This is a genomic window from Spirochaetota bacterium (genome assembly GCA_025061835.1).
GTDB lineage: Bacteria > Spirochaetota > Brevinematia > DTOW01 > DTOW01 > SKYB106.
Window position 1 is genome coordinate 50,546 of record JANXAC010000002.1, and the last position, 23,032, is coordinate 73,577.

22 protein-coding genes and 1 tRNA gene are annotated in these 23,032 nt (G+C 34.9%); 14 read left to right on the forward strand and 9 right to left on the reverse strand.

The genetic code is table 11. The annotated features are described in order from the left end of the window. Genes priA through NZ579_01560 form a run of 4 tightly spaced genes read left to right on the forward strand, consistent with a single transcriptional unit; the run spans position 1 to position 4,190 of the window. Entirely contained in the window at positions 1-1,959 is a 1,959-nt protein-coding gene (gene priA / locus NZ579_01545) for a primosomal protein N' (GenBank protein ID MCS7298629.1), read from the forward strand. 43 nt (positions 1,960-2,002) lie between these two features. Then, a complete protein-coding gene (locus tag NZ579_01550) occupies positions 2,003-2,812 on the forward strand; it encodes a GerMN domain-containing protein (protein ID MCS7298630.1) in 810 nt (269 codons plus the stop codon). Positions 2,813-2,859: 47 nt separating this feature from the next. Continuing rightward, positions 2,860-3,867, forward strand: a complete 1,008-nt coding sequence (gene ruvB / locus NZ579_01555) for a Holliday junction branch migration DNA helicase RuvB (GenBank protein ID MCS7298631.1) — start codon at positions 2,860-2,862, stop codon at positions 3,865-3,867. A gap of 14 nt (positions 3,868-3,881) precedes the next feature. After that, a complete protein-coding gene (locus NZ579_01560; GenBank protein MCS7298632.1) occupies positions 3,882-4,190 on the forward strand; it encodes a ribosomal-processing cysteine protease Prp in 309 nt (102 codons plus the stop codon). Here NZ579_01560 and NZ579_01565 read toward each other — a convergent pair. Genes NZ579_01565 through NZ579_01575 form a run of 3 tightly spaced genes read right to left on the reverse strand, consistent with a single transcriptional unit; the run spans position 4,180 to position 7,515 of the window. Continuing rightward, entirely contained in the window at positions 4,180-5,175 is a 996-nt protein-coding gene (locus tag NZ579_01565; protein ID MCS7298633.1) for a hypothetical protein, read from the reverse strand. The genes NZ579_01560 and NZ579_01565 overlap by 11 nt on opposite strands. A 1-nt stretch (position 5,176) precedes the next feature. After that, positions 5,177-6,985, reverse strand: coding sequence for a DUF5312 domain-containing protein (locus NZ579_01570; protein ID MCS7298634.1), 1,809 nt, complete (start codon positions 6,983-6,985; stop codon positions 5,177-5,179). Positions 6,986-7,008: 23 nt separating this feature from the next. Continuing rightward, positions 7,009-7,515 (reverse strand): gamma carbonic anhydrase family protein, encoded by a 507-nt coding sequence (locus tag NZ579_01575; GenBank protein MCS7298635.1) that lies wholly within the window; start codon positions 7,513-7,515, stop codon positions 7,009-7,011. A gap of 242 nt (positions 7,516-7,757) precedes the next feature. Here NZ579_01575 and tuf point away from each other — a divergent pair, with 242 nt between their 5' ends. The 4 genes from tuf to NZ579_01595 all read left to right on the forward strand — a co-directional run bounded on the left by tuf (position 7,758) and on the right by NZ579_01595 (position 10,060). Then, complete coding sequence (gene tuf, locus NZ579_01580; protein MCS7298636.1) at positions 7,758-8,948, forward strand: elongation factor Tu; 1,191 nt, start codon at positions 7,758-7,760, stop codon at positions 8,946-8,948. 13 nt (positions 8,949-8,961) lie between these two features. Continuing rightward, positions 8,962-9,270, forward strand: a complete 309-nt coding sequence (gene rpsJ, locus NZ579_01585; protein MCS7298637.1) for a 30S ribosomal protein S10 — start codon at positions 8,962-8,964, stop codon at positions 9,268-9,270. A 40-nt stretch (positions 9,271-9,310) separates the two neighbouring features. Continuing rightward, positions 9,311-9,964, forward strand: a complete 654-nt coding sequence (gene rplC / locus NZ579_01590) for a 50S ribosomal protein L3 (GenBank protein MCS7298638.1) — start codon at positions 9,311-9,313, stop codon at positions 9,962-9,964. 7 nt (positions 9,965-9,971) lie between these two features. Continuing rightward, a tRNA-Ser gene (locus tag NZ579_01595) sits at positions 9,972-10,060 on the forward strand. A 5-nt stretch (positions 10,061-10,065) separates the two neighbouring features. On the opposite strand, the gene NZ579_01600 is transcribed toward NZ579_01595, so the two are convergent. The 4 genes from NZ579_01600 to eno form a co-directional block, all read right to left on the reverse strand. After that, complete coding sequence (locus NZ579_01600) at positions 10,066-10,947, reverse strand: hypothetical protein (GenBank protein ID MCS7298639.1); 882 nt, start codon at positions 10,945-10,947, stop codon at positions 10,066-10,068. A gap of 69 nt (positions 10,948-11,016) precedes the next feature. After that, entirely contained in the window at positions 11,017-12,177 is a 1,161-nt protein-coding gene (locus NZ579_01605; protein ID MCS7298640.1) for a hypothetical protein, read from the reverse strand. After that, a complete protein-coding gene (gene rpmI, locus NZ579_01610; protein ID MCS7298641.1) occupies positions 12,178-12,372 on the reverse strand; it encodes a 50S ribosomal protein L35 in 195 nt (64 codons plus the stop codon). It lies immediately after the preceding gene. A 15-nt stretch (positions 12,373-12,387) separates the two neighbouring features. Then, positions 12,388-13,686, reverse strand: coding sequence for a phosphopyruvate hydratase (eno, locus tag NZ579_01615; protein ID MCS7298642.1), 1,299 nt, complete (start codon positions 13,684-13,686; stop codon positions 12,388-12,390). A 451-nt stretch (positions 13,687-14,137) separates the two neighbouring features. Between eno and NZ579_01620 the strand changes: the two genes are divergently transcribed. The 3 genes from NZ579_01620 to NZ579_01630 all read left to right on the forward strand — a co-directional run bounded on the left by NZ579_01620 (position 14,138) and on the right by NZ579_01630 (position 16,630). Next, on the forward strand, positions 14,138-14,542 hold the full coding sequence (locus NZ579_01620) for a tetratricopeptide repeat protein (protein MCS7298643.1): 405 nt from the start codon (positions 14,138-14,140) through the stop codon (positions 14,540-14,542). Positions 14,543-14,545: 3 nt separating this feature from the next. Beyond that, the gene (locus NZ579_01625) at positions 14,546-15,787 is read left to right on the forward strand and encodes a putative sugar nucleotidyl transferase (GenBank protein ID MCS7298644.1); all 1,242 of its coding nucleotides are present in this window, start codon (positions 14,546-14,548) and stop codon (positions 15,785-15,787) included. Between the two features lie 81 nt (positions 15,788-15,868). Continuing rightward, positions 15,869-16,630: a histidine kinase gene (locus tag NZ579_01630; protein MCS7298645.1), complete on the forward strand. Its 762-nt coding sequence runs from the start codon at positions 15,869-15,871 to the stop codon at positions 16,628-16,630. Positions 16,631-16,705: 75 nt separating this feature from the next. On the opposite strand, the gene NZ579_01635 is transcribed toward NZ579_01630, so the two are convergent. Together NZ579_01635 and leuS are read right to left on the reverse strand one after the other, a co-directional pair. Beyond that, positions 16,706-17,920: a hypothetical protein gene (locus NZ579_01635; GenBank protein MCS7298646.1), complete on the reverse strand. Its 1,215-nt coding sequence runs from the start codon at positions 17,918-17,920 to the stop codon at positions 16,706-16,708. A 169-nt stretch (positions 17,921-18,089) separates the two neighbouring features. After that, positions 18,090-20,807 carry a leucine--tRNA ligase gene (gene leuS / locus NZ579_01640; GenBank protein ID MCS7298647.1) on the reverse strand — a complete coding sequence of 906 codons (2,718 nt, stop codon included), beginning with the start codon at positions 20,805-20,807 and terminating at the stop codon, positions 18,090-18,092. Positions 20,808-20,985: 178 nt separating this feature from the next. Between leuS and NZ579_01645 the strand changes: the two genes are divergently transcribed. Genes NZ579_01645 through NZ579_01655 form a run of 3 tightly spaced genes read left to right on the forward strand, consistent with a single transcriptional unit; the run spans position 20,986 to position 23,013 of the window. Beyond that, positions 20,986-21,564, forward strand: coding sequence for a type II restriction endonuclease (locus NZ579_01645; protein MCS7298648.1), 579 nt, complete (start codon positions 20,986-20,988; stop codon positions 21,562-21,564). A 3-nt stretch (positions 21,565-21,567) separates the two neighbouring features. After that, positions 21,568-21,747: a hypothetical protein gene (locus NZ579_01650; protein MCS7298649.1), complete on the forward strand. Its 180-nt coding sequence runs from the start codon at positions 21,568-21,570 to the stop codon at positions 21,745-21,747. Between the two features lie 3 nt (positions 21,748-21,750). Continuing rightward, positions 21,751-23,013, forward strand: coding sequence for a site-specific DNA-methyltransferase (locus NZ579_01655; protein MCS7298650.1), 1,263 nt, complete (start codon positions 21,751-21,753; stop codon positions 23,011-23,013). Positions 23,014-23,032: the final 19 nt, after the last annotated feature.

The window sequence follows — 23,032 nt, forward strand, 5'->3', positions numbered from 1 at the left end:
ATGTTTGCTAAAGTCATTATTGATTTACCTATTGAGGATACATTCTGGTTCAGTATTGACAAATCCAAACAACTGAATAGATTTCAAAGGGTTGTAGTTCCATTCTCTGGGGGAGAAGTAGTAGGTGTTGTTATTGATACTAGTGAAGATCCAAAAGATAAGAAGTTAGGAAAAGTTATCAGAGTTATTGACAAAGAGGAAGTATTCACCGAGACTCAATTTGAACTAGCGAAGTTTATATCATACTACTATACATCAACACTCTCTGAAGCACTTTTCACAATGATTCCTAATTCAAGTAGAATAAATTTATCTAAATTGAGGACATTTATTCAACAAACTATTGTTGAAAATACAGAACTTACAGTCAGTCAGACGAAAGTTTATGAAGAAGTTAAGAATAGTTTGGGAAGTTATAAAGTATTTGTTTTATATGGTATTGCTGGTAGCGGTAAGACTGAAATATATAAGAAATTAGTCAGAGATGTTCTCAACATTGGAAAGTCAGCACTCCTACTTGTTCCAGAAATATCTCTTACCCCCCAACTCGTTGATAAGTTTAGTTTCATACCAAAGGATATGTTGGCGGTCTATCATAGTAGGCTCACGGATAACGAAAGATTTAACATATACATCAGTGTCAAAAAAGGACTTAAGAAGTTTGTAATAGGTCCTAGGTCATCAATATTACTACCTTTTAAAGACCTTGGAATAGTGATAATAGACGAGTTTCACGAAACATCATACAAATCATCAACTACACCAAGATACTCAACAAAGGAAGTTGCAAAATGGTTGTGTAAGTATTTCAACATCCCCCTACTACTAGGTTCAGCAACACCTCCAGTAGAAGACTTTTATCTTGCGAAGAATGGTGTATATAAGTTACTAGAACTCAAGGAAAAGTTTTCAAAATATCAAAAAGTTGATGTTGAGATAATTGACTCAAAGAAATTATCGCCAAACAATGTTATAGCACCTGAAGTTATATCTCTCGTATCTAATAAGATCAAACAAAATCAGCAGGTAATAGTGTTCATAAACCGAAGAGGCTTTAGTAATTTCATAAAGTGTAATAACTGTGGCTATATCCCAATGTGTCCAAATTGCGATATTACACTAACCTACCACAAATACACAAACTCTCTTGAATGTCATCATTGCGGACATAAAGAGAAATATGAGGCTGTGTGTAAAAAATGTAGAGCAGGCAAGATGGTAGATGTAGGAAGTGGAACAGAAAAAGCAGAAGAGATTATTAGAAATTTATTCTACAACAAGAACATAATCAGAGTTGATTTGGACACTACCAGAGATAAAGGTATCTATGACAAGATTTACAAGTCTCTTAGAGATGGTGATATAGATGTGATTGTCGGAACGCAGATAATATCCAAAGGACTTGATATACCCCAAGTTAATCTTGTTTGTGTGCTATTTCCAGAGATTACTTTGAGAATACCTGATTTCTACTCAGCTGAGCGAACATTCTCTTTAGTGATGCAGGCAATTGGTAGAGCAGGTAGAAGAGATGAGAAAGGTTTAGCAATTATTCAGACATCAGATACAGAACATTACAGTATCAGAACGGCAGTAGAACAGGATTACGAAAGTTTCTATTCTCACGAAATACAGAGAAGAGAGACTTACAAATATCCACCGTTTTGGCGGATTACCAGGTTTGTCTTCAGAAGTGAGATTGAGAAAAATTGTATTGAAGTAGGTAAGTCAGCAAAGGTTCTACTAGACGGTATAGCACACGGTAGAGACGATATAGTAGTATCTTCACTACTCCCAGCACCTATAACCAAAATATCAGGGAATTATAGACACCAGATAATCGTAAAAAGTAAAGATGAACAGATACTAACAAGAGCACAAGAGATCGTGTATAAAAACTTAAGAAACAAGATGGGGGTTTATATAGAAATTGACAGAGATCCTGTTTCACTCATGTAGGTCATTCTAATGATTTTAGTTGTCATTCCGTAAATATTAGAGTATGTCAAGTAGTAAGAAATCTAAATATCCTCCTCAGAAGGACAAAGTAACAACCAAACCAAAGTCTAGATCAAAAAGTAAAAGGAAGAGAGACTTATCAAAAATACTCATACTAATCTTATCCCTAGTAGCCATCGGAGGTGTTGTATATGTAGTTTATGATATTATCCAAAACAACCGAACACTAGTATCTGAACAGAATTATATAACTCAAGTTTGGACTAACAACCCAACCTTGAACGCAATGGTTAGTAATACAAATTATGTAAAGACCAATTCAAAGTCTTTAGAAATGAGTAATGTTGTTGAAAAAACTCAAGAGAGTTTTGAAAAGAAGAAGATTACAAACTCAGTCTCAATAAAGAAGGATAGTGTCAATGAAGAAGATAGTAAGGTAGATGTTAAGAGAGTAAAGATTTACTACTACAGAGTTTCTGGAGATAATCTTGTCTTTTCATCAAGGCAGGTTGATTTGAATGGAGATAGTTTGTATGAAGTTTTCAAAACTCTAAAACAGATCAAGAATTCCGATAATGAAGTATCCTTCGTCAACAAGAGAGTGAGAATTATTGATTATAGAGTTGTAGATGATACTCTAATTATAAACTTATCAAGAGAGATTGAGATAAATGAATACGGAAGTATAGGTGTTTTGTATTCCATCTACCAGATAGCATATTCTCTTGGTAGTATTACAAGATCCAAAAATGTTCTTGTGCTTATAGAAGGAACTAAACCTAACTATATAGAAGGAGAAGGAATAGTTTTTCAAAATCCTATAGATATAACTAGACTTCCTGCTATCAACTAGTACAAGTTAATTTCCCTAGGTATTTAATTAATCTTTATAATTCATCTATGGAAGACATCTTATCTCCAAGAAGGGCAGTTGGTGAGGATACCTACGAAGAGGGAATAAGACCTAGATACCTTGATGAATTTATAGGGCAGGAGAGTATAAAAAACAATCTCAAGGTGTTTATAGATTCTTCTATCAAGAGAAACGATATTCTTGACCATGTGTTAATTTCAGGACCTCCAGGTCTTGGTAAAACTACTCTCGCTAAAATAATCGCAAACGAACTTAGGACAAATTTCGTATACACTGTCTCTAACTCTTTCCAGAAGGTTGGTGATGTTGTTGCAATACTGACAAACCTTCAGAGAGGTGATGTTCTATTTATTGACGAGATACATAGACTTAAGCCTTCTTATGAAGAAGTTTTATACTCTGCTATGGAAGATTACTCAGTTTCAGTAATGATAGGTGAAGGACCTGGTGCAAAGAGTATTAAGATTAACATTCCAAAATTTACACTGATTGGTGCTACTACGAGAACTGGACTTCTTACATCTCCTTTAATATCAAGATTTGGAATACTTCTAAAGGTTGATTTCTACTCGGACGAAGATATGGGGGAAATATGCGAAAGGACCTGTAGGATACTTGGTCTTGATATATCAAATGAAGCTATAAAAGAAATAGCAAAACGCTCAAGAGGAACACCAAGAGTGCTAAACAGGATATTAAGAAGAATAAGAGATTTTGCAGTAGTTGAGGGAGTAAGTAGGATTGAATTAGGCAAGGTTAGAGAATACCTTTTGAAACTCGGGATTGATGAGGAAGGATTAGACGAAGTAGATAGGAAGATACTTTCAGTGATTGTTGAGAAATATCAGGGAGGTCCTGTTGGACTTAAGACACTTTCCGCAAGCATAGGAGAAGAAGAAGACACGATTGAAGATGTTTTTGAACCTTTTCTCATACTAAAAGGATTTATAAAGAGAACCCCTAAAGGTAGAGTTGCGACTGAGTTAGCATACCAGCATCTTGGCATACCAAAGAATAGCAATTCACTTTTCTAAACTCTAGTAGAAGTATGGTAGAAGTAAAGGTAGCGTATGATAAAGGCAGGGTAAGAATAGAGATGAATGGGCACAGTGGATACGGCAAGAAAGGTGAGGATATAGTATGTGCAGGAATATCTGGAGTATTACAATTTGTAATAATACATTTCTTCAACAACCTGCGAAGAGATGGTAATTTTAAACTATCAAATGGTGTTGGTTTTGTTGAGGTTATGTTGAAGGAAGAAGATAGAGATCTAATATCTTCATTCATTGAGTATCTAAAACTAGTTGAAAAGAGTTATCCAAACTCGTTGAGAATAGATGTTGTTAATAAGTAGTATTCAAATTCTTAACTATCCTGTGCCTTATTATGTTTATCTCTCCAGATACACTTCTCAAGAATTTCTCAAGCATTTCTATCACTGGCAAGTTCTGCGGAAACCTTGGACTATCAGAAAACACAGATGTCATGTTTAGTAAGTATCTCGTAATAAAGTTAAACCTACTAATAACCTCCTTATCGTCTGTAGAACTACTTAACATATCCAATCTTGAGAAGTTAAAAGTTCCAGTTTTACCTAGAAGAGTTTTTCTATTGTATCCATAATTGATGTAACAACTGTAGAGATTATTATTTTTATATATCTTTGAAGTTTCTGATTTTCTGATGATTATATCATCATTCAGTAAGAAAGTTGGTATATCAAATGTTTTTACATGCCCAAATACACTTGGGCTATCAACATTGAGTCCTTGAAGATTTCCATCTTTTACAAAGATTGTCTGGTTGTCAGAGTATTCATCTATCTTTTTAGTTATAAATTCTATTTCAATGTTCTGTAATAAAATCTCAAGAACATACTTGTCCCACAACTCGCTTACCTTGCTTATCTCAGGCTCAATCGGGTATATCGTGTATTTAATACTTTTCTCTATTTCTATGACACTTCCATTTACAATTCTGTCATTAAGGACACTTCTAGGTGCGATGAGGTATCTCAATACTTCATACTCAACTGATTTGGATAATTCAACTGGTTTGTTACTCTCCACCTTAATTAAGCCTGGAACTATCGTAATAAACCCGACTACCGATGGCCTAAACATCAATACAAAGTCCAGTCTGACAACACTGTCAAAGAATATTATGGTTTTAGGTTTAAAACTTTGGTCTTTCTTATCAATACTTCCTATTTCAACGAATTCGTTGTTGTTATAACCTGATACACCTTGTGTTGGGAAGTCTTGAATATTATCACTCCCCGTGATACCTATATAATCCTCTTTGAATATATCTCTTATTGAATTTATATTAAAACTCATACTATTCCTCAACAAATATGGTTATAAGAGAAGAGAATGCGTTAAGTTTTTCAACCGCTCTTTCAACACCTTCTACAAATTCTTTGTTATTTTGTCCTCCTATCCTGTGTATGTTAATGACAGTTTTAGGGAATGGTGAATATATATCATCAGAAATGAACTTGAGTATTTTATACATTCCTTTGAAGATATCTTTAAAAGCACTAAGGAATTCAAAGCATACACCATTTATTATCATTATCTTTCTCTCTATAACTTTTTTGTTTGATTCGTTAGCTAGGAGTGATGGGGAGGATATGAACTTAGATAACAGTATATGATACTCTCCACCTTGCTCAACTGCCTTAACAAAATCTTCCATTTTAGCCCTAACAGGCTCCACTTTTGAGTATAATTCAGAGAACGTTTTTTGAAGTTGTTTATCCGAGAACGAACCAGCAACTATCAAATTATTCACCTTATCTTTTATATCAGGCTCCCAAATAGTTTTGATGAAAATGACCGATATTCCGAGAAGTTTAGTGTATAGAAATGGTGGGAGACCATACTTTGAGAAAAGGCTACTAACATTTGTTGAGTATATACCGTATTCTTGTATTTCAATAGGCTTGCCAAAAATGACAGTCATATATTTATCTATAAGTCTGTTATTCTTCTCATCCATCTTTGATATTATTAGTCTTTTGTATTTTTCATTTATTACTTTTGAGAATTCTTTGAATAATGAATAGTTAGTCTTGATTACAAATGGTTTGTGATTTGGGTCCTTTGAGATGTAGGCAACCAGGTCAGCTATATTAATTTTGCTGATATTATCATTCAAGGTCTGGAAGAAGTTAGGAGATAATTTATTTTTGATTTCTGACGCTTTCTGATTATCTCCCGAGAAGTTGTTTATGTAGTCTAACATTATATTGATATACTGAGTCGTGTACACATCATCCACAACCAACGATAATAAGATACTCTCAAGATCCTTAATGTGATTTACAAGTCCTTGAGGAGAGATAGACTTAAAACTGACTTTACCTCTTTTGAGTTCTGAAAACTGTGTAAACCTCCTTACAATTGTTTCAAAATCAAAGTATGCAAACTCCCTAAGTTTAATTATGTTATTGAAAATACCATCTGCACGCTTTACCAGATCTTCTGGTATAGAAGATAGTATAGCACTTATTTCATCTTCAATTGCTCTAATGGCACTTTTCATACTTTTTGCTTTATCAACAATATTACTAACAAAACTTGTGGTTAGTTCTTTATATCTCTCAACAACATTAGGAAGGTCTGTAATACTTTCAAAAAGATATTCACAGGATGACTTTTGAACACCTATGCCTTTCCAGAAATTCTCATTCTCCAGAAATATGTCAAAAATGGATCGTAAGGTCTTTGCATACTCATATAGTGATAGTATGATTCTACCAAACTCTCCGGATAATCCACCTTTCGATGGATCTATCATACACGGCTTACTTCGCCTCAGCTTCTGCTCTATTTTCTTTAGTGCCTTGCTCTTCTTGTAATCACTGGATGGCATGATATTAAAGACAGAAAGTAGAAACATTAATATTCTGTCCCACAGTGAAAGTTCTACATCTATAACCTCTTCCCTCCTTATTGGTAGCTCAACGAGTTCTAACTCTCCTTGAGCGGACATTTCGGATACTTTTGTAGAAGTGTATTTTTTCAGTTTTTCAGCCAGTTTTTTTCTTTCCACTTCATCAGTCTTCAACGCTTCTGCATCAAATTTTCTGTCAAAGACACCTAGTTTTTTAGCTCTATCAACCGTTTCCTTATCGTAAGGCATAAAACCTCCACTTCATTTCAAACTTAGGTTTTCATCAATCTAGCTAGTTCAACATACTCCATAGCATTTGTCTTTATCTTCTCTATTTCTTCTTGAGAGAGTTCTCTGACGACCTTAGCAGGTGAGCCCAGAACCAAAACACCATCAGGTATCTCTGTTCTAGGAGTAATTAATGTCCCTGCACCTATTATTACATTTCTACCAACCTTCACATTATCCAACAGTATTGATCCCATACCAACTATAACATAATCTGATATAGTAGCACCATGAACTATCGCATTGTGACCTACAGTAACATAGTCACCTATTATGGTTGGAATACTATGGTTAACATGTATTACAGCATTATCTTGAATATTAGAACATCTACCTACCTTAACAAAACAAACATCACCCCTTACTACTGCTCCAAACCATACACTACTATCTTGACCTATCTCAACATTGCCTATCACCCTAGCATTATCAGATATATACACGCTACTATGTATTTTCGGAAAATACTGACCAAAATTATAAACCTTCACAAAAGAATTAAAAACAAAACATCAGCAAAAAAACAAATTAAATAATATTAAACACTACTCTGAAAAAGTAGATAAGGTAAAGATTTGAAACTCCTGAGTCAAAAACTTCATAGAATTCCTGGCAATTTACATAAGTAATCAGTAAAGTTTCATATCTCGCTATAGAAGTTATCTAAATTTGTATTGAAAAACTCAAATTGGTTATAATTAGTGTAAAATAAGTTTAGTTGTAGGAGGTTTTTATGGCTGAAGGTAAGTTCGAGAGAAAGAAGCCCCACATCAATGTAGGGACTATAGGTCACGTTGACCACGGTAAAACAACTTTGACTTCTGCTATTACTAAAGTTCTATCAAAAAAGGGCTACGCTAAAGAAAAGAATTATGAAGATATTGACAATGCTCCTGAAGAAAAAGCTAGAGGTATAACTATTCAGATTCAGCACATAGAATACGAAAGTGATACAAGACACTACGCACACATAGACTGTCCAGGACACGCAGACTATGTTAAGAATATGGTTACGGGTGCAGCACAGATGGATGGAGCAATACTTGTTGTCGCTGCTAATGATGGTGTTATGCCTCAAACAAGAGAACATGTCTTGCTCGCCAGACAGGTAGGTGTTCCTTACATTGTAGTATTCCTAAACAAGATTGATATGGTCGATGACCCTGAAATCATTGATATAGTTGAAGAAGATGTAAGAGATCTCCTGAAGAAGTACGGCTACCCTGGTGACAAAGTTCCTATCATAAGAGGTTCTGCTTACAAAGCCATGACAAACCCTGACCCAAACACAGACGGTAAGAGTATATTAGAGCTCCTTGATGCTCTTGACAAGTTTATCCCCGAACCCGTTAGAGAGATTGATAAACCATTCCTTATGCCTGTTGAAGATGTATTCTCCATCTCAGGTAGAGGAACTGTAGTTACCGGTAGAGTTGAGAGAGGTAAGATCACTCCAGGTGAAGAAGTTGAGATAGTAGGACTTTCTTATGAGGTCAAGAAAACTGTCGTTACATCAATAGAGATGTTTAGAAAGGAACTTGACTCCGCTATAGCCGGAGACAACGCTGGATTGCTTCTAAGAGGTATTGGAAAGGATGAAGTTTGGAGAGGACAGGTTATCTGTAAGCCTGGGTCAGTTACACCTCATAAGAAATTCAAGGCAGAGATATATGTTCTGAAGAAAGAAGAAGGTGGAAGACATACTCCATTCTTTGCTGGTTATAGACCTCAGTTCTTCTTTAGAACCGCAGATGTCACTGGAACTGTTACGAAGATACCAGGAGAAATGGTAATGCCAGGAGATAATGTGAATGTTGAGGTTGAATTAATATACCCTGTTGCTATGGAAAAGGGACTTAGATTTGCTATAAGAGAAGGTGGTAAAACAGTCGGTGCAGGTGTTGTAACAGACATTATTGAGTAGTTTCGGTGGTTCTATGGTTTCAAAAATAAGAGTAAAACTAAAGTCATACGACGCTGAAGTAATTGACAAAACTGCCAAAGACATATGTAATGTAGTCAAGAATGTAGGGGCTAAAACTGTAGGCCCCATACCATTACCAACAAAAATAAGGAGATACACTGTCTTAAGATCTCCTCACATAGATAAAGACTCAAGAGAGCATTTTGAATATAGACTTCACAGAAGGCTAATAGACATACTTGAGCCATCTCAAGAAGTTATAGATGCTCTCTTAAGATTGGAAATACTACCTTCAGTTGATGTGGAGATAAAACAAGATTAGTTATAGATCAAGAATACCTAGATTTTATTTGGAGGAAGTTATGGGAAAGTCTTTTACCGGAAAGGGGCTTATAGGCAAGAAGATAGGAATGACGCAAATATTCGTTGGTGAAAACGTTGTTCCAACTACAGTTATAGAAGTAGGTCCTTGCACCATATTACAAGTCAAGACACCTGAAAAAGACGGATACAGTGCAATCAAACTCGGTTTTGGAGCTGTCAAGTCTAGGGTAAAAGATAAGAGTGATAAGACAAAGTATAAGATAATACATAAACCTGCTATAATAAAAGAGTTTAGAGTTGATGACCCTACAAAGTTTAAGGCTGGAGATACTCTAGATGTTTCTTATCTTGAAGGCATCAAGTATGTTGATGTAAGTGGATACTCAAAAGGTAGAGGCTTTCAAGGTGTTATGAAGAGATGGGGCTTTTCCGGAGCTCCTGACTCACACGGACAATCGGTGTTCCACAGAAGACCTGGTTCAATAGGACAGCATACATTCCCCGCTAAAGTATGGAAAGGTAAGAAAATGCCCGGTAGGATGGGTGGTGAAAAGGTAACAGTCCAAAATCTGGAAGTTATTCATATTGATAAAGAGAAAAACCTTATCCTCGTTAAAGGAGCAGTACCTGGCTACAACGGCAGTTATGTTTTTGTGAGAGAGGCTATCAAGAAATCAAATCTGGTTGGTTAGTTTATTGGGAGGGGTGGCCGAGCGGACGAAGGCGACAGTCTTGAAAACTGTAGTACCCTCTATAGGGTACCGGGGGTTCGAATCCCTCCCCCTCCGATCCATCAAACATACTCTATTACTACACCTATCCTCTGCTTCCTCTTACAATCCTTGAAAAAGTATACTATTGATGTTTCAGTGAAAGGAAACTGTTGTTTATACTTACCGATACTTTCAGGCTTCATCACTCTGGTTATAACCATATCAGAAGTCTGCATCATTAGAGTATAGCCTCTACCTCTTACAGGAATACTCTGAATGAAATCATTCCTAGCCAAAAATCCAATAATGTTATTCCTTCCCTCACTCTCAATGGACTTTGATATCTCATATATATCTGACATACCAAGATAATCATTTATTCTTATAATAAGCATCTCAGAATTTACCATTAGGTCAACTCTAACTTTAGCACTAGACCTATTAAGACTTATGTTTGCCTCAACTATATTATCTATGATCTCTGAAGATGATATAATAATATGTGCCCTGTCAACTTTATCACCAACTTCAAAGTAATCTAGAAATGATACTATGATGTCCATTAGTTCCTCAGGAATAAGTTTTATGTTACCTTCTAGTATAACTGAGTCTCTTTGAGTATTATTCATTATCTCAACAGGAATAAACGAATTCACATCACTACCATGGTGTATCAAAGTGTCAATAATGCCTAATAAAAATTCTTCTTTATATGAAAGTGAAATGTTCCCTTTGTAGAACCTGTTGTAAGTTCCTGATATGAAAACTAGTATGTTTCTATTACCTTCTTTTAATAGATTGTTCCTTACAAAATTTATATATGCTGATGTATCAGTTATTACTATTTCGTTGTTAGGTATAAGGTAATATGGAGAACCTTTACCGTTCAATACTATAACATCAGAGTATATTCTTGAAAGTAGACTAACTATGCTATGATTACTACTTGCAATGACAAACATACATCAGATAATAGAAAAATATAAGAATTTTTAAGATTATTTCAAAAATTCTCTAGGAATGAAAACCTTTTAGTAAATTTTCTTGACAACTTTACCATTATAGAAGTACCTGAAACCTAGTAATCCTCTATTAACGAGCTCATTAACACTAGAAACTACCTTATCTTTCTCAAGACCTCTTAAACTACCAAAGTGCTCCCAAAGAAATCTATCATTCACACCCATAAGAGACTTTACTCCCTCTTCAAATTCTACATATTTACCTTGAAACGAACTACAGATTATTCTTTCGTTTCTATCTAGCACTTCTGTGTTGTTTTTGTTGTGTTTTAAATACTTTAGTCTTTTAGACATGAGATAGCAAGACAGATACTCTCTTTTATCTCCCTTAAATCCAAGAAAGTTTAACCATTCAAGATACTCTTCTCTTAATCTAGGATACTTATCTAACCTTCTCGCCAATATTCCTTCATCCTTATGTGATACTATTATCGTATAATTATCAGAAGGGATGTTTAGTGTATCGTGTATGAATTCTGAAAGTATTTTAGGTATCCTTATATAAACTACATTGTTAAAATTCACATTCCTGACTAGGAAGCGAAATTTATATGGAACAACTAGAAAACCTCCTTCAACCTTGAACTTGCTCAAGACTACTCTTCTAGTATAAAAATCAATATCCTTAAGCACTAAACAACTAATATCCTTTAGAGAGTTCTTGATCAAAAGAGATTGAGTAATATCTTTTGATATGATTAAAGTCCTTCTCGTTTGTAGATTACCTAAATCTCTAGTAATGAATTCCAATTTTTTGCTAGTAAAAAACACAGATATCTTGTATTCGTAATTTTCTCTTACTTCAACCTTTAAACTAGAATAGGACTTTAGACTCTTAAGAAATTTCCTCAAGTTTTTTCTGTTCATGCAGCCTGAAACGACAGAAACCTTCTTGAATTCTGATCCTCTAACAAATTCGTAGAGTTCTCTATACTTTTCTCTATACAGGGGTGATAGAGGATATATAAATTCAGGGTCTATGATGAACACCTCATGATCTCTAGTATCACCCTTGAAGAATTTGAATGATTTGTACCCGATAATTTTTAAAGGTGATAAATTTATAAACTCTTGGTTCAAGCGAGGATTTACAATAAGAGTTGGGGAGTCTAGCTTCACCACCTCCCCTAACATTATCTTCCTCTTTTCAGAAGGGAAGATTAAGTTCATCTAGAAAATCATTCTCTTCACTTTCTTTGCTTGGGCGTAAGTGAGTTCTAACTCCTGACTAAGTCTTCTTTTTCTTCTTCTTGATTTGTCAGATAGTAAGTGTCTCATACCTTGTTGTCTTCTAAGTATTTTACCAGATCCCGTGATTTTAAACCTTTTCTGCGCAGAAGTGTTTGGCTTGTTTGACTTTGGCATAATCTACCTCCGATACTACTCAAATATATGGCCTTGGTAGGATCTTATTCCTTTGTATATTGCACTTCTACCAAGTTCCTCTTCAATCCTTATAAGTTGATTATATTTTGCTAGTCTATCAGTTCTGGACAAAGATCCTGTTTTTATTTGACCAGAGTTTGTAGCAACTGAAAGGTCTGCTATCGTTGTATCCTCGGTCTCTCCAGATCTATGAGAAATTACATAAGTATAACCTGCCTGTCTTGCTAGTTCAATAGCATCAAGAGTCTCTGTCAATGTTCCAATCTGATTGACTTTTATCAAGATAGAGTTTGCGATCCCTTTGATTATACCTTCTCTTAGTATGCTTGCGTTCGTTACAAACAAGTCATCACCCACGAGTTGAACTTTCTTACCCAACCTATCTGTAAGCATCTTCCAACCATCCCAGTCATGCTCTGACATACCATCCTCTATTGATACAATAGGATAGCTCTTAACCCAATCTTCAAGCAACTCAACCATCTTTTCAGTTGAAAGTTCTTTACCTTCACCTTTGAGCACATAAACTTTTCTATTAGTATCAAAAAGTTCGCTTGACGCAAGGTCAAGTGCTAGGTATATATCCTTCCCAGGTTTGTATCCCGCCTTTTCAATCGCCTCAATGATAACTTCAATAGCCTGTCTGTTTGATGACAGATTAGGTGCAAATCCTCCCTCATCGCCAACTCCTGTAAATAGTCCTTTAGAAGACAGAACCTTCTTGAGAGAGTGGAATGTCTCGGCAGCCATCCTTATAGCATCTTTGAAAGAATTTGCATTAGCAGGAACTATCATAAACTCTTGAAAATCAACATTACTATCAGCGTGCTTTCCACCATTTAGAACATTACACATAGGTGTTGGTAAAACTTTTGCATTAGTTCCGCCAATATACCTATACAAAGGTATTCCGAGCAAGTTAGAAGCAGCTCTAGCAACCGCTAATGAAACACCAAGTATAGCATTAGCACCTATCTTTGATTTGTTTTTAGTCCCATCAATTTCTATCATCTTTCTGTCAATACCAACTTGATCAAAAACACTCATACCTACAATTTCTTTCTTTAGAACTTCATTAACATTCTTAACTGCATTCAAGACACCTTTACCTAGATACCTATTTTTATCTCCGTCTCTTAGCTCAACCGCCTCGTTTTCACCAGTAGACGCACCAGAAGGAACTGCTGCTCTACCTATGGTTCCATCCTCCAATATCACATCCACTTCAACGGTAGGATTACCCCTAGAATCAAGGATCTCTCGTCCAACAATATCAATAATAACATCTGACATAGAACTACCTCCTTAAAATCTATATTTCTTTTTATTTTAAGTCCTCTTAAAACTTCTTCTCAAGTTATCAAAGATTATAACAATAAAGTCTAAAATTTTTTGTGAGATGTTTCATAAAATAGTTTAAGGTTATGGAGATGGATATTTTTAGTATATCACACCTCTTGCTACTCTGTTTTCTTTCTTTTCAAAACAACACCAAAAGGAGGTGATATGATGTGAGGAGAGATGATATGCAACATATACGAGAGGACAAGAAAATTATGAAATACCTTAACGGGCATCTGGAGAACATATAAAAACAGACTTGTAGTTATCTGCTAGAGCAACACTTGATAGACACTAAAAGCATTAACTATACCCAAATAACTCTTAAATTTTGGAATTTATTGACTTCAGTCGCATCTAATTGAGAAAAACGATGCTACTAAATTAGAATTAAATTAGAAGTATGAAAAAACTTATAATCAATGTTATCTGGTTAACACTCCTAGTGAGCAGTTGTGGGCTTGCTATAAGAGAAACTCCAGAGGAGATTGAAAAAGCAGATATTCAAGAAACCTACAGACTAGCGGTAAAATACTACTCTGAAGGGCTCATAAACGAAGCAAAGTTCTTATACCAAAAAGTAATAGAAAAGTATTCACAACTACAATCACCTGGTGATAAAGATAGGAAAACTTACCTTTGGGCTATATACGAGATAGGTTTCATAGAATACTCTCAAGAAAGGTATGACAGTGCAATCTCATATTTTGAAACGCTATTCAAAGAAGCAGGAACATTTGGCGACAGGCTACCACAAGTTGTGCTTGGTAAAAGGATTTATCTAAAAATAAAAGCCAAAAAGGGTTAAATAATGATAGTGTTATTTGAAGACAAATATTCAGTTGAACGACTCTTCCCATTCTCACCTACACGACCACTACAGGACCTAAAGACAGGTATATTAACAGTATATGAAAGACTATCCTACCTATACAACTTTGAAGTGAAGGTGATATCAAGAAAAGAGATGTTATTCTACTTTCCAGAGACTAAAGTTTTGTCTATGCAAGATTTAACTAAAAAGAACGAAATAATATTCATAAACTCCTGTTATGTATATCCATCCGAAGATTTCAGAGCAAGCATGAACACCGTAGGAACTTATGAAGGAACAATAATATACCTACACACAAGATCCAGTGAAATCCAAAAGCCAGAACTACTTTACGATGGACTGTATCAAAACGATATTCAGAAGATAAAAGATTCTATAAATACACCTATTGAAGAAATAAAGATACAAAATCTAAAAAACTTCATCTTTTACCCGTGGGATACGGTTTATTTAAACTCATCTCTTATGGTTAAGGACTTTGAGCTTCTATCAAATAGGAACGAACTGATAGGAGGTAATCAGTCTAGCTTTGACGTACAAGGTAACAAGGAACTCTTATTTATATCTCCAAAAGCAGTAGTTTCAAAAGGAGTTTTCATAGATACAACTCAAGGACCTGTGTATATTGACTCTGAAGCAACTATACATCCACTCACAGTAATCACAGGACCTACATACATAGGCAAAAGAACTGTAATAAGTCAAGCAAGAATAAGAGAAGGATGTAATATTAGGAATGTCTGTAAGGTATCTGGTGAGGTTGAAGAGAGTATAATTGACTCATACACGAACAAAAACCATGAAGGTTTCATAGGACACTCATACATAGGACAGTGGGTTAATATAGGTGCTATGGCAACAAATAGTGACTTGAAAAATACTTATGATGAGGTAAAAGTTTTTATTCAACCTAGAAAAGTTATAAATACCGGAATCCTCAAGGTTGGATGTTTTATAGGTGACTTTTCAAAGATAGGTATAGGTGTATTGATAAATACTGGAACTGTGATAGGCGTCGGAGCAAATGTGTTTTTTGAAGGGGAACTCGTAAGAAAGTTTGTTCCAAACTTCGCATGGGGTGGTAAAGAACCTTACAAAAAATTTCCTTTGGACAGGTTCTTAAGTATGACTAAAACCATGTTCTCAAGAAGAGGCAAAAATTTTGATAAATCTATTGAAGATCTATTAGTCAATCTTTATAATCAAAATAAGGTATGATAATTCCGATAATCTTTACCATAGTTTGAAAAGTTGTTTTACAGTAATTTAGTTAGCATAAAGGTCTAAAGCGGAGGTTGAATGGAAAACTTGATAGGTATAGGGTATCTTAAATTCTTCAGTGAAGGAGATAATACTATGTATGATAAAGTTGACATAAATATCAAGAACGATAATGACTTTGTTGAATTAATTAACAAGTTCATAAAAGAAGGTAAATATTTCTACTTAAAGTTCTACGGTATATCACCAGAAATTGAAAGAAGGGTAAATCTAGCTATCACTAAGATTTTTGAGAATTACGAAAGGGGAGACTTATCTGACATTGTATATACTTGTGTTAAAGAACTAATCCTCAACGCTAGCAAAGCTAACATAAAGAGAATAGTGTTTGAAGAACATAATGTTGATGTAAATGATGAAAAGAGCTTCTTGGTAGGTATGATGAAGTTCAAAGAAGAACTTTCCGAGATAAACCTACCTAAATATATTCCAAAACTAGCAAACAAGGATCTATACATAAGTGTAGCATTTTACCATTCCAAAGATGGTGTTAGGATTGAAGTTGTGAATAATGTAAGCATGAGTGAATTCGAAAACAAAAGGATAAGAGAGAAACTTAAGAAAGCGATGGGTTACGAAGATATATCACAGTTTTACTTAGAACAAGGTGATGAACTTGAGGGAGCAGGATTAGGAATTGCCCTTATTGTAATGCTCCTTAAGGGAGTCGGTATTGACCCTTCACTTTTCAGAATATCCGGACCTAACAATAACTATGTCCTAGCCAGAATAGAAGTTCCTCTAACCGAAAATTATGTTAGTGTAAGAAAAAGAAATTAGACAAAGAAAACACTAACTTAAAAGACAACTAAATTTCAGCAAACACTCTTAATAACTTAGAAAATTAATTTCGGATTACTTATTCACAAGAAATCTACTCAACCAAAAATCCGCTTCCTCTGGAATTAACCTTCTGGCTTTGAACAGTAGGTCTATTGCTTCCTTCTTCCTGCCAAGCGCATACTCGCTCCTTGCCAGATAAACCATAACAAGTCCTTTAAGATAAGAATCCTCATCAAAATTCTCAAGCAACCCTCTCAATCTCAAACTACTTTCACTATAGTTTCTGACATTAAAGTAGTTCTTAACTATATACTTTAGATTTCCTTCAAAATCACTATCACTGCTATACCCCAAAGTAGATTTGACACTAGACGAATCAAACTTTCCTGAAACAGGTATTCGGCCACTTCCGTTAGTTATAAGAACGAGATTAGTTGTAAATGTCTTTACTTCATTGGTAAAAAAATTAGTTACATAATTAGTTATGAATACAGTATTTGTGGTAACGTTCATGTTAGCATCAACTGACAAGGCTTTATCCATTGATGATCTTTGAACAATTAGATTGGTAGAAATTTTTGGAGAGGACATATCATCATACCTAGATCTACTTACAACAACACTGTTATACTTCCTTGAAAAGTAGTAATTCGTAACACTCTTAAAAAATGGTATAACTATGTAAGAAAAATTAGTATCAGACGGAAGAATGTCAAACAATATCGTCTCATCAGGAGATAAAACTGATATTGGTTTCAAATTTTCTAGATTACCCTGAAAATTCTCATCAACTTTATACACGAAATAACCATCACAACCATTAATCCTGCTCCATTTTATAACCACATTCCTAGAATCGTTTATGTAATCCAATTCAACTTTAGGTAATGGTGTATAAATAACAAAACTGATAGAAACATTCTGCTCGGAAACAAACTCTAAAATATCCTTACCACCCTTATTCACAAAAACAATATAATAATTAGCTCCTATGTTAGGAGTTGGATCTTTAACATATAGAAACTCCCCTCTTCTATCAAGTTCATCATACCTGTATGTTCCAACTTTAGTAATTAGGGAAATATTATTAGAAAACATAACAGAGTTTGATATGTAAATAGGGCTTCTATAGATGGAAAACGACACATTAGTATTCAAGGACTTCCAATAAACAAAAACATCTCCATCCTCCATACCATATGTTATAAGCGAAACAACCTGTGCTATACAGATATTACCTAAAAAGAGAAATACAATAATTACCAAAAACCAAACAATCAACCTCATAGCAGTTATATTATCGTATAAGAAATATCAACAACTCAAACTCGCCACCTACAGACCTACTGTATCAAAAACTATCTATATTACCACTTCCTAACACTCATATTGCTAAATTCTATCTATTGAAACATAACGTCTCACTCAATCTATTATTTAGAAGATGCTACAAAGTTTAGACAACAATATTTACAAGTTTTTTAGGAACAACAATAATCTTTTTTGGTTGTGAGTTATTCAATGATCTCCTGATTACCTCATTACTCAACGCCATCTGTTTGATTTCCTCGTCAGTTATATCTATTGAAACTTGAACTTTTGCTTTTACCTTTCCATTTATTTGGAACACAACTTCAACTGTATCATAGGAAAGGAACCTTTGGTCATAAGAAGGCCATAAACTTTCACACAGCATTAATTCATTACCTATCAAACTCCACAATTCTTCTGCTATGTGTGGTGTGAATACATACATAAGAGCAATAAGTTTCTCAATTCCTTCCCTAAACACACTCCTTTCAACTTCATCTTTAGGTTCAAATGAATAGAGTTCATTTGTGAGTTCCATAAGTGATGCTATAGCAGTATTAAAACTAAAGTCTCTCTCAATATCATCCCCTACCTTCTTGACAGTGATATTTATCTTGGTAAGTAAGTCTTTCGCTTTTTTGGAAAGGTTCTGGACTGAACTGTAATCAAAACTCTTTGACTCCTTGATTGTATCCAACTTCCCTACTACAAGTCTCCAAACTCTATTCAAGAACCTATACGCTCCTTCAATACCTTCATCGCTCCAGTCCAAATCCTTCTCTGGAGGAGACGCAAAAAGAATAAAAAGTCTAACAGCGTCAGCACCATACTTTCTGACCATATCATCAGGATCAACAGTGTTATGCTTTGACTTTGACATCTTTGCAGATTCACCTATCTCTTCCTCCAACTTTGAAATAACATCATTCCAAGCACCATCACTATTCCCAATAACCCCAAACAAAAGAGATATGTTACTAGCCAGTGTCAAGTGATATTCTTCCAGAACATCCTTAATCTTTCTATCATCCTCAACAACATTAACCTTCAAATTCTGATACCGTTCTGAAAGCTTTTTGGTAAGAGTTCTAATTGTATCGTTCTCATCAAGACCTAAAGCATTGAGTAGCATATTAATACCGACCCATCGTTTATTCACCATACCCTGCGTCAATAGATTTACAAACGGTTCATCGCTATCAACCAGTCCTATATCTTTCATAAACTTGTGGAAGAATCGTGCGTAGAGTAAGTGTAGTATTGCATGTTCTACTCCTCCTATGTATTGATCAACATCAAGCCAATACCTACTCTCTTCTTTTGAAAACGGTTCTTTATCATTCTTTGGAGATGTATATCTTGCGTAATACCAACTTGAGTCAAAGAAAGTATCCATCGTGTCAGTCTCTCTTCTCGCCATTGAACCACAACTGGGACACTTTACCTTGAGAAATTCTTCATTAGTCTCAAGCGGATTACCTCTACCCGTAAATTCAACACCTTTAGGTAAAACAACAGGTAGATCCTCGTAAGGAACTGGAACATAACCACACTTCTCACACTTCACAAACGGTATAGGTGTTCCCCAATATCTCTGTCTTGATATAAGCCAATCTTTTATCTTGTAGTTATACCTCCTCTGACCTAGCTCTTTCTCTTCAATGTATTCAATTATCTTCATAATTGCCTCGCTACTTTTCATTCCCGAGAAGGAAGAAGAATTAACCATTATACCTTCTTCGGTATATGCAGAAGTCATTTTGCTTGGATCAAGACTTTTATCAGAAGGTTGTATAACAACTTTTATGGGTAGTCCATATTTCTTAGCAAACTTGAAGTCTCTCTCATCGTGAGCAGGCACACACATTATCGCACCAGTTCCGTATTCCATAAGCACAAAGTTAGCAACCCACAACGGAACTTTTTCACCAGTAAGCGGGTTTTCTACATACCTCCCAGTGAATACCCCTTCCTTCTCATACTCCTCTGAAGTTCTCAACTTGTAATCCTCCTTTCTCATTCTTTTGACTTCACTTTCAATACTAGGATTTTCCTTCATAAACTCATCAACTAGAGGATGTTCTGGTGATATTGCCATAAAAGTAACACCGAAAATAGTATCAGGTCTAGTTGTGAATATTGGAAAGTCTCTACCATCATCAAGTTTGAAATTCACAACAACACCGAAGCTCTTACCTATCCAGTTTTTCTGCATCAATATAACCTTCTCGGGCCATTTACCGAGTTTTGAGTGATCCTCTAGTAATCTATCCGCATATTCTGTTATCTTTATGAACCATTGTTCAATATTTCTTATCTCAACCTCTGTCCCACACCTCCAACACTTACCATCTATAACCTGCTCATTTGCCAAAACGGTATTACAATCAGGACACCAGTTCACTGCAGAAGACTTTCTATAAACTAAACCTCTTTCATACATCTTTAGGAATAACCATTGGTTCCACTTGTAATACTCTGGATCACAGGTTGTAATTTCCCTACTCCAGTCATAAGCAAAACCAAGTCTCTTGAGTTGAGACTTCATAGTTGCAATATTATCATATGTCCAAACCGCTGGATGGACACCTTTACTAATAGCCGCGTTCTCCGCTGGTAGTCCAAACGCATCCCATCCCATAGGATGTAAAACATTAAATCCTTTCATCTTCTTATACCTAGCAACAACATCACCTATCGTATAGTTTCTCACATGCCCCATGTGTATTCTACCCGAAGGGTATGGAAACATCACAAGAACATAATATTTCTTTTTACTACTATCAACTTCAGACCTAAAAACTCCTTTTCTCTCCCATATCTCCTGCCATTTCTTCTCAATCTCTTCAAAGTTGTAGTGCATATTAGAACCTCTATTCCATATTTTAAAAAACTATAACTACCGAATTCATCTAGGATTACATAAACCTTTAAGATATTCAATTCAAGGTTCTTCAAGATTGTTCAAGCAAGTTTTATAAATTCAATCAAAAATTTTTGAAATCTTCTCTCTGTAAAAGTATAATATATCAGAAGAAGCTATGTCTCTTAAGGAAATGATCTCAATATCTACAAAAGTAATCCCTTCAGTAGATGAAATAATTTCAGAATCTCTCAAGAGACACAATTTTACTCCCCAAGATGTAGAAGAAAACTTTTCCGATTCAGTAGAAACTTTAGAAAGAATAGCAAATGGTATATATAATGAATATGAAAACAAATGTTTGGAAACTTTTGTACAAAAATGGATAAGACAAAGAAGACTAGACGACATAGAGAAAATAAAGATCCTCAACTGTGAAAACTACGTAGAAAAACTTAAAAACGAGTTTCTTGAATTCGCAAAAGCAATCCAAAATCTTGAAAAACATCTTGGCAATATGAGAAAAGCAAGAGGAGGAAAGAGCTTTGAAAAGATCATTCTAATACTTCTTAGAATGATAGAGATTACTTGTGAGATACCGAAAGGAGAATATAGAAATAGGCTAAAGAGAATAGATATAGTAATACCATCATCTCAGCAAGCCATAAATTATCCAGACAGGTCTGTATTTCTAACCTGTAAAAGGACATTGAGAGAAAGATGGAAACAAGAAGTCCCTCAAGTAGGACCTAACTAGACAGTGTACCTGATAACTATTGACGATGATATAAGTCAAGGAAAAGCCGAAGAAATACGTTATATGGGTTTAATAGCTTTCACAAAGGATAGTGTAGCACGCAATATAAACAAGCCTTGGATAAGAGGACTATCAAATTTACCCAAAGACATAAAACAAAAGATAGGAAGAGCAAAGAGGTAGAATATGATACAGAAAGAACTGTTTGACAAAGGTCTATTTAATACTGACTTCCTAGCATCAGATACCTCTCACAAGAGACAAAGAGAGCCTTATTTTGACTTTAAGGGAATTAAAGCTAGTGAAGGTATTTACGGCATTCACCCATATCCAGCAATGTTCCATTACAGAGTCGTTAGAGAGTTAATAAAGAATTTTTCAAATGATAATAGCATTGTTTTTGATCCGTTCCTAGGCTCGGGAGTCAGTGCTGTTGAGAGTATAATAAGCAGGAGAAATTTCATAGGATACGACATAAACCCTCTAGGTGTTTTAATATCAAAAGTTAGGACAACACCTATACCAACAAGAGAACTTCTAGAGACTCTCAACTTCATAGTTCAAAATTTTGATAATCAAGCAGCTGAAAAACCCTCCTTCACAAATATTGATTACTGGTTTAATGAGAGTGTGGCTAAATCTCTATCAAAAATAAAGAAAACAATCCTGCAGATACAGGATAGAGTAAGAGACTTTTTCTTAGTAGCATTTTCAGAAACGGTAAGAAAGGTATCACTAACAGACCATAATGAATATAAGCTTTTGAAAGACAGTTCAAAGATAGTAGAAGATGTTAATGTTATAAAAACATTTAACGAGATCTCCCAAAGAAACATAAAACTACTAACAGATTTTTACAGAACCAATGAAGTTTCAGGCAAAATAATCTCAATTCAAGTTAGGAACATATTAGATGGATTGGACTTTGACTACCCTGCTGACTTAATTATAACCTCTCCTCCTTATGGTGACTCTAGAACTACTGTTGCCTATGGTCAGTTTTCAAGACTATCTCTACAATGGATAGGAATAAACGAAAATATTGACAAAAAATCACTAGGAGGCAAGATTAGTAAAATTCATACTAACTTACCTTCAGAGACTTTATATACTACCCTCAAGGAAATTCTAAAAGTTGATGAAAGGAGAGCTGTAGAAATATTTTCGTTCTACGAAGATCTTTACAACGCTATAAAGGTAATAGCAAAATCGGTAAAGAGAGGTGGTTATGTATGCTTTGTTGTCGGAAACAGAAGAGTTAGAAAAGTAGATCTTCCAACGGATATAATCTCTGCTGAATTCTTTATTAATGAAGGACTAGAACATATTAAAACAATAGTTAGAAAAATCCATAACAAGAGAATACCAATTCAAAATTCTCCCTCCAACATAAAAGGAAATACTGACACAACGATGCGATACGAATATATTCTGATACTCCGTAAGTAATTAAAATCGTAATAACCTT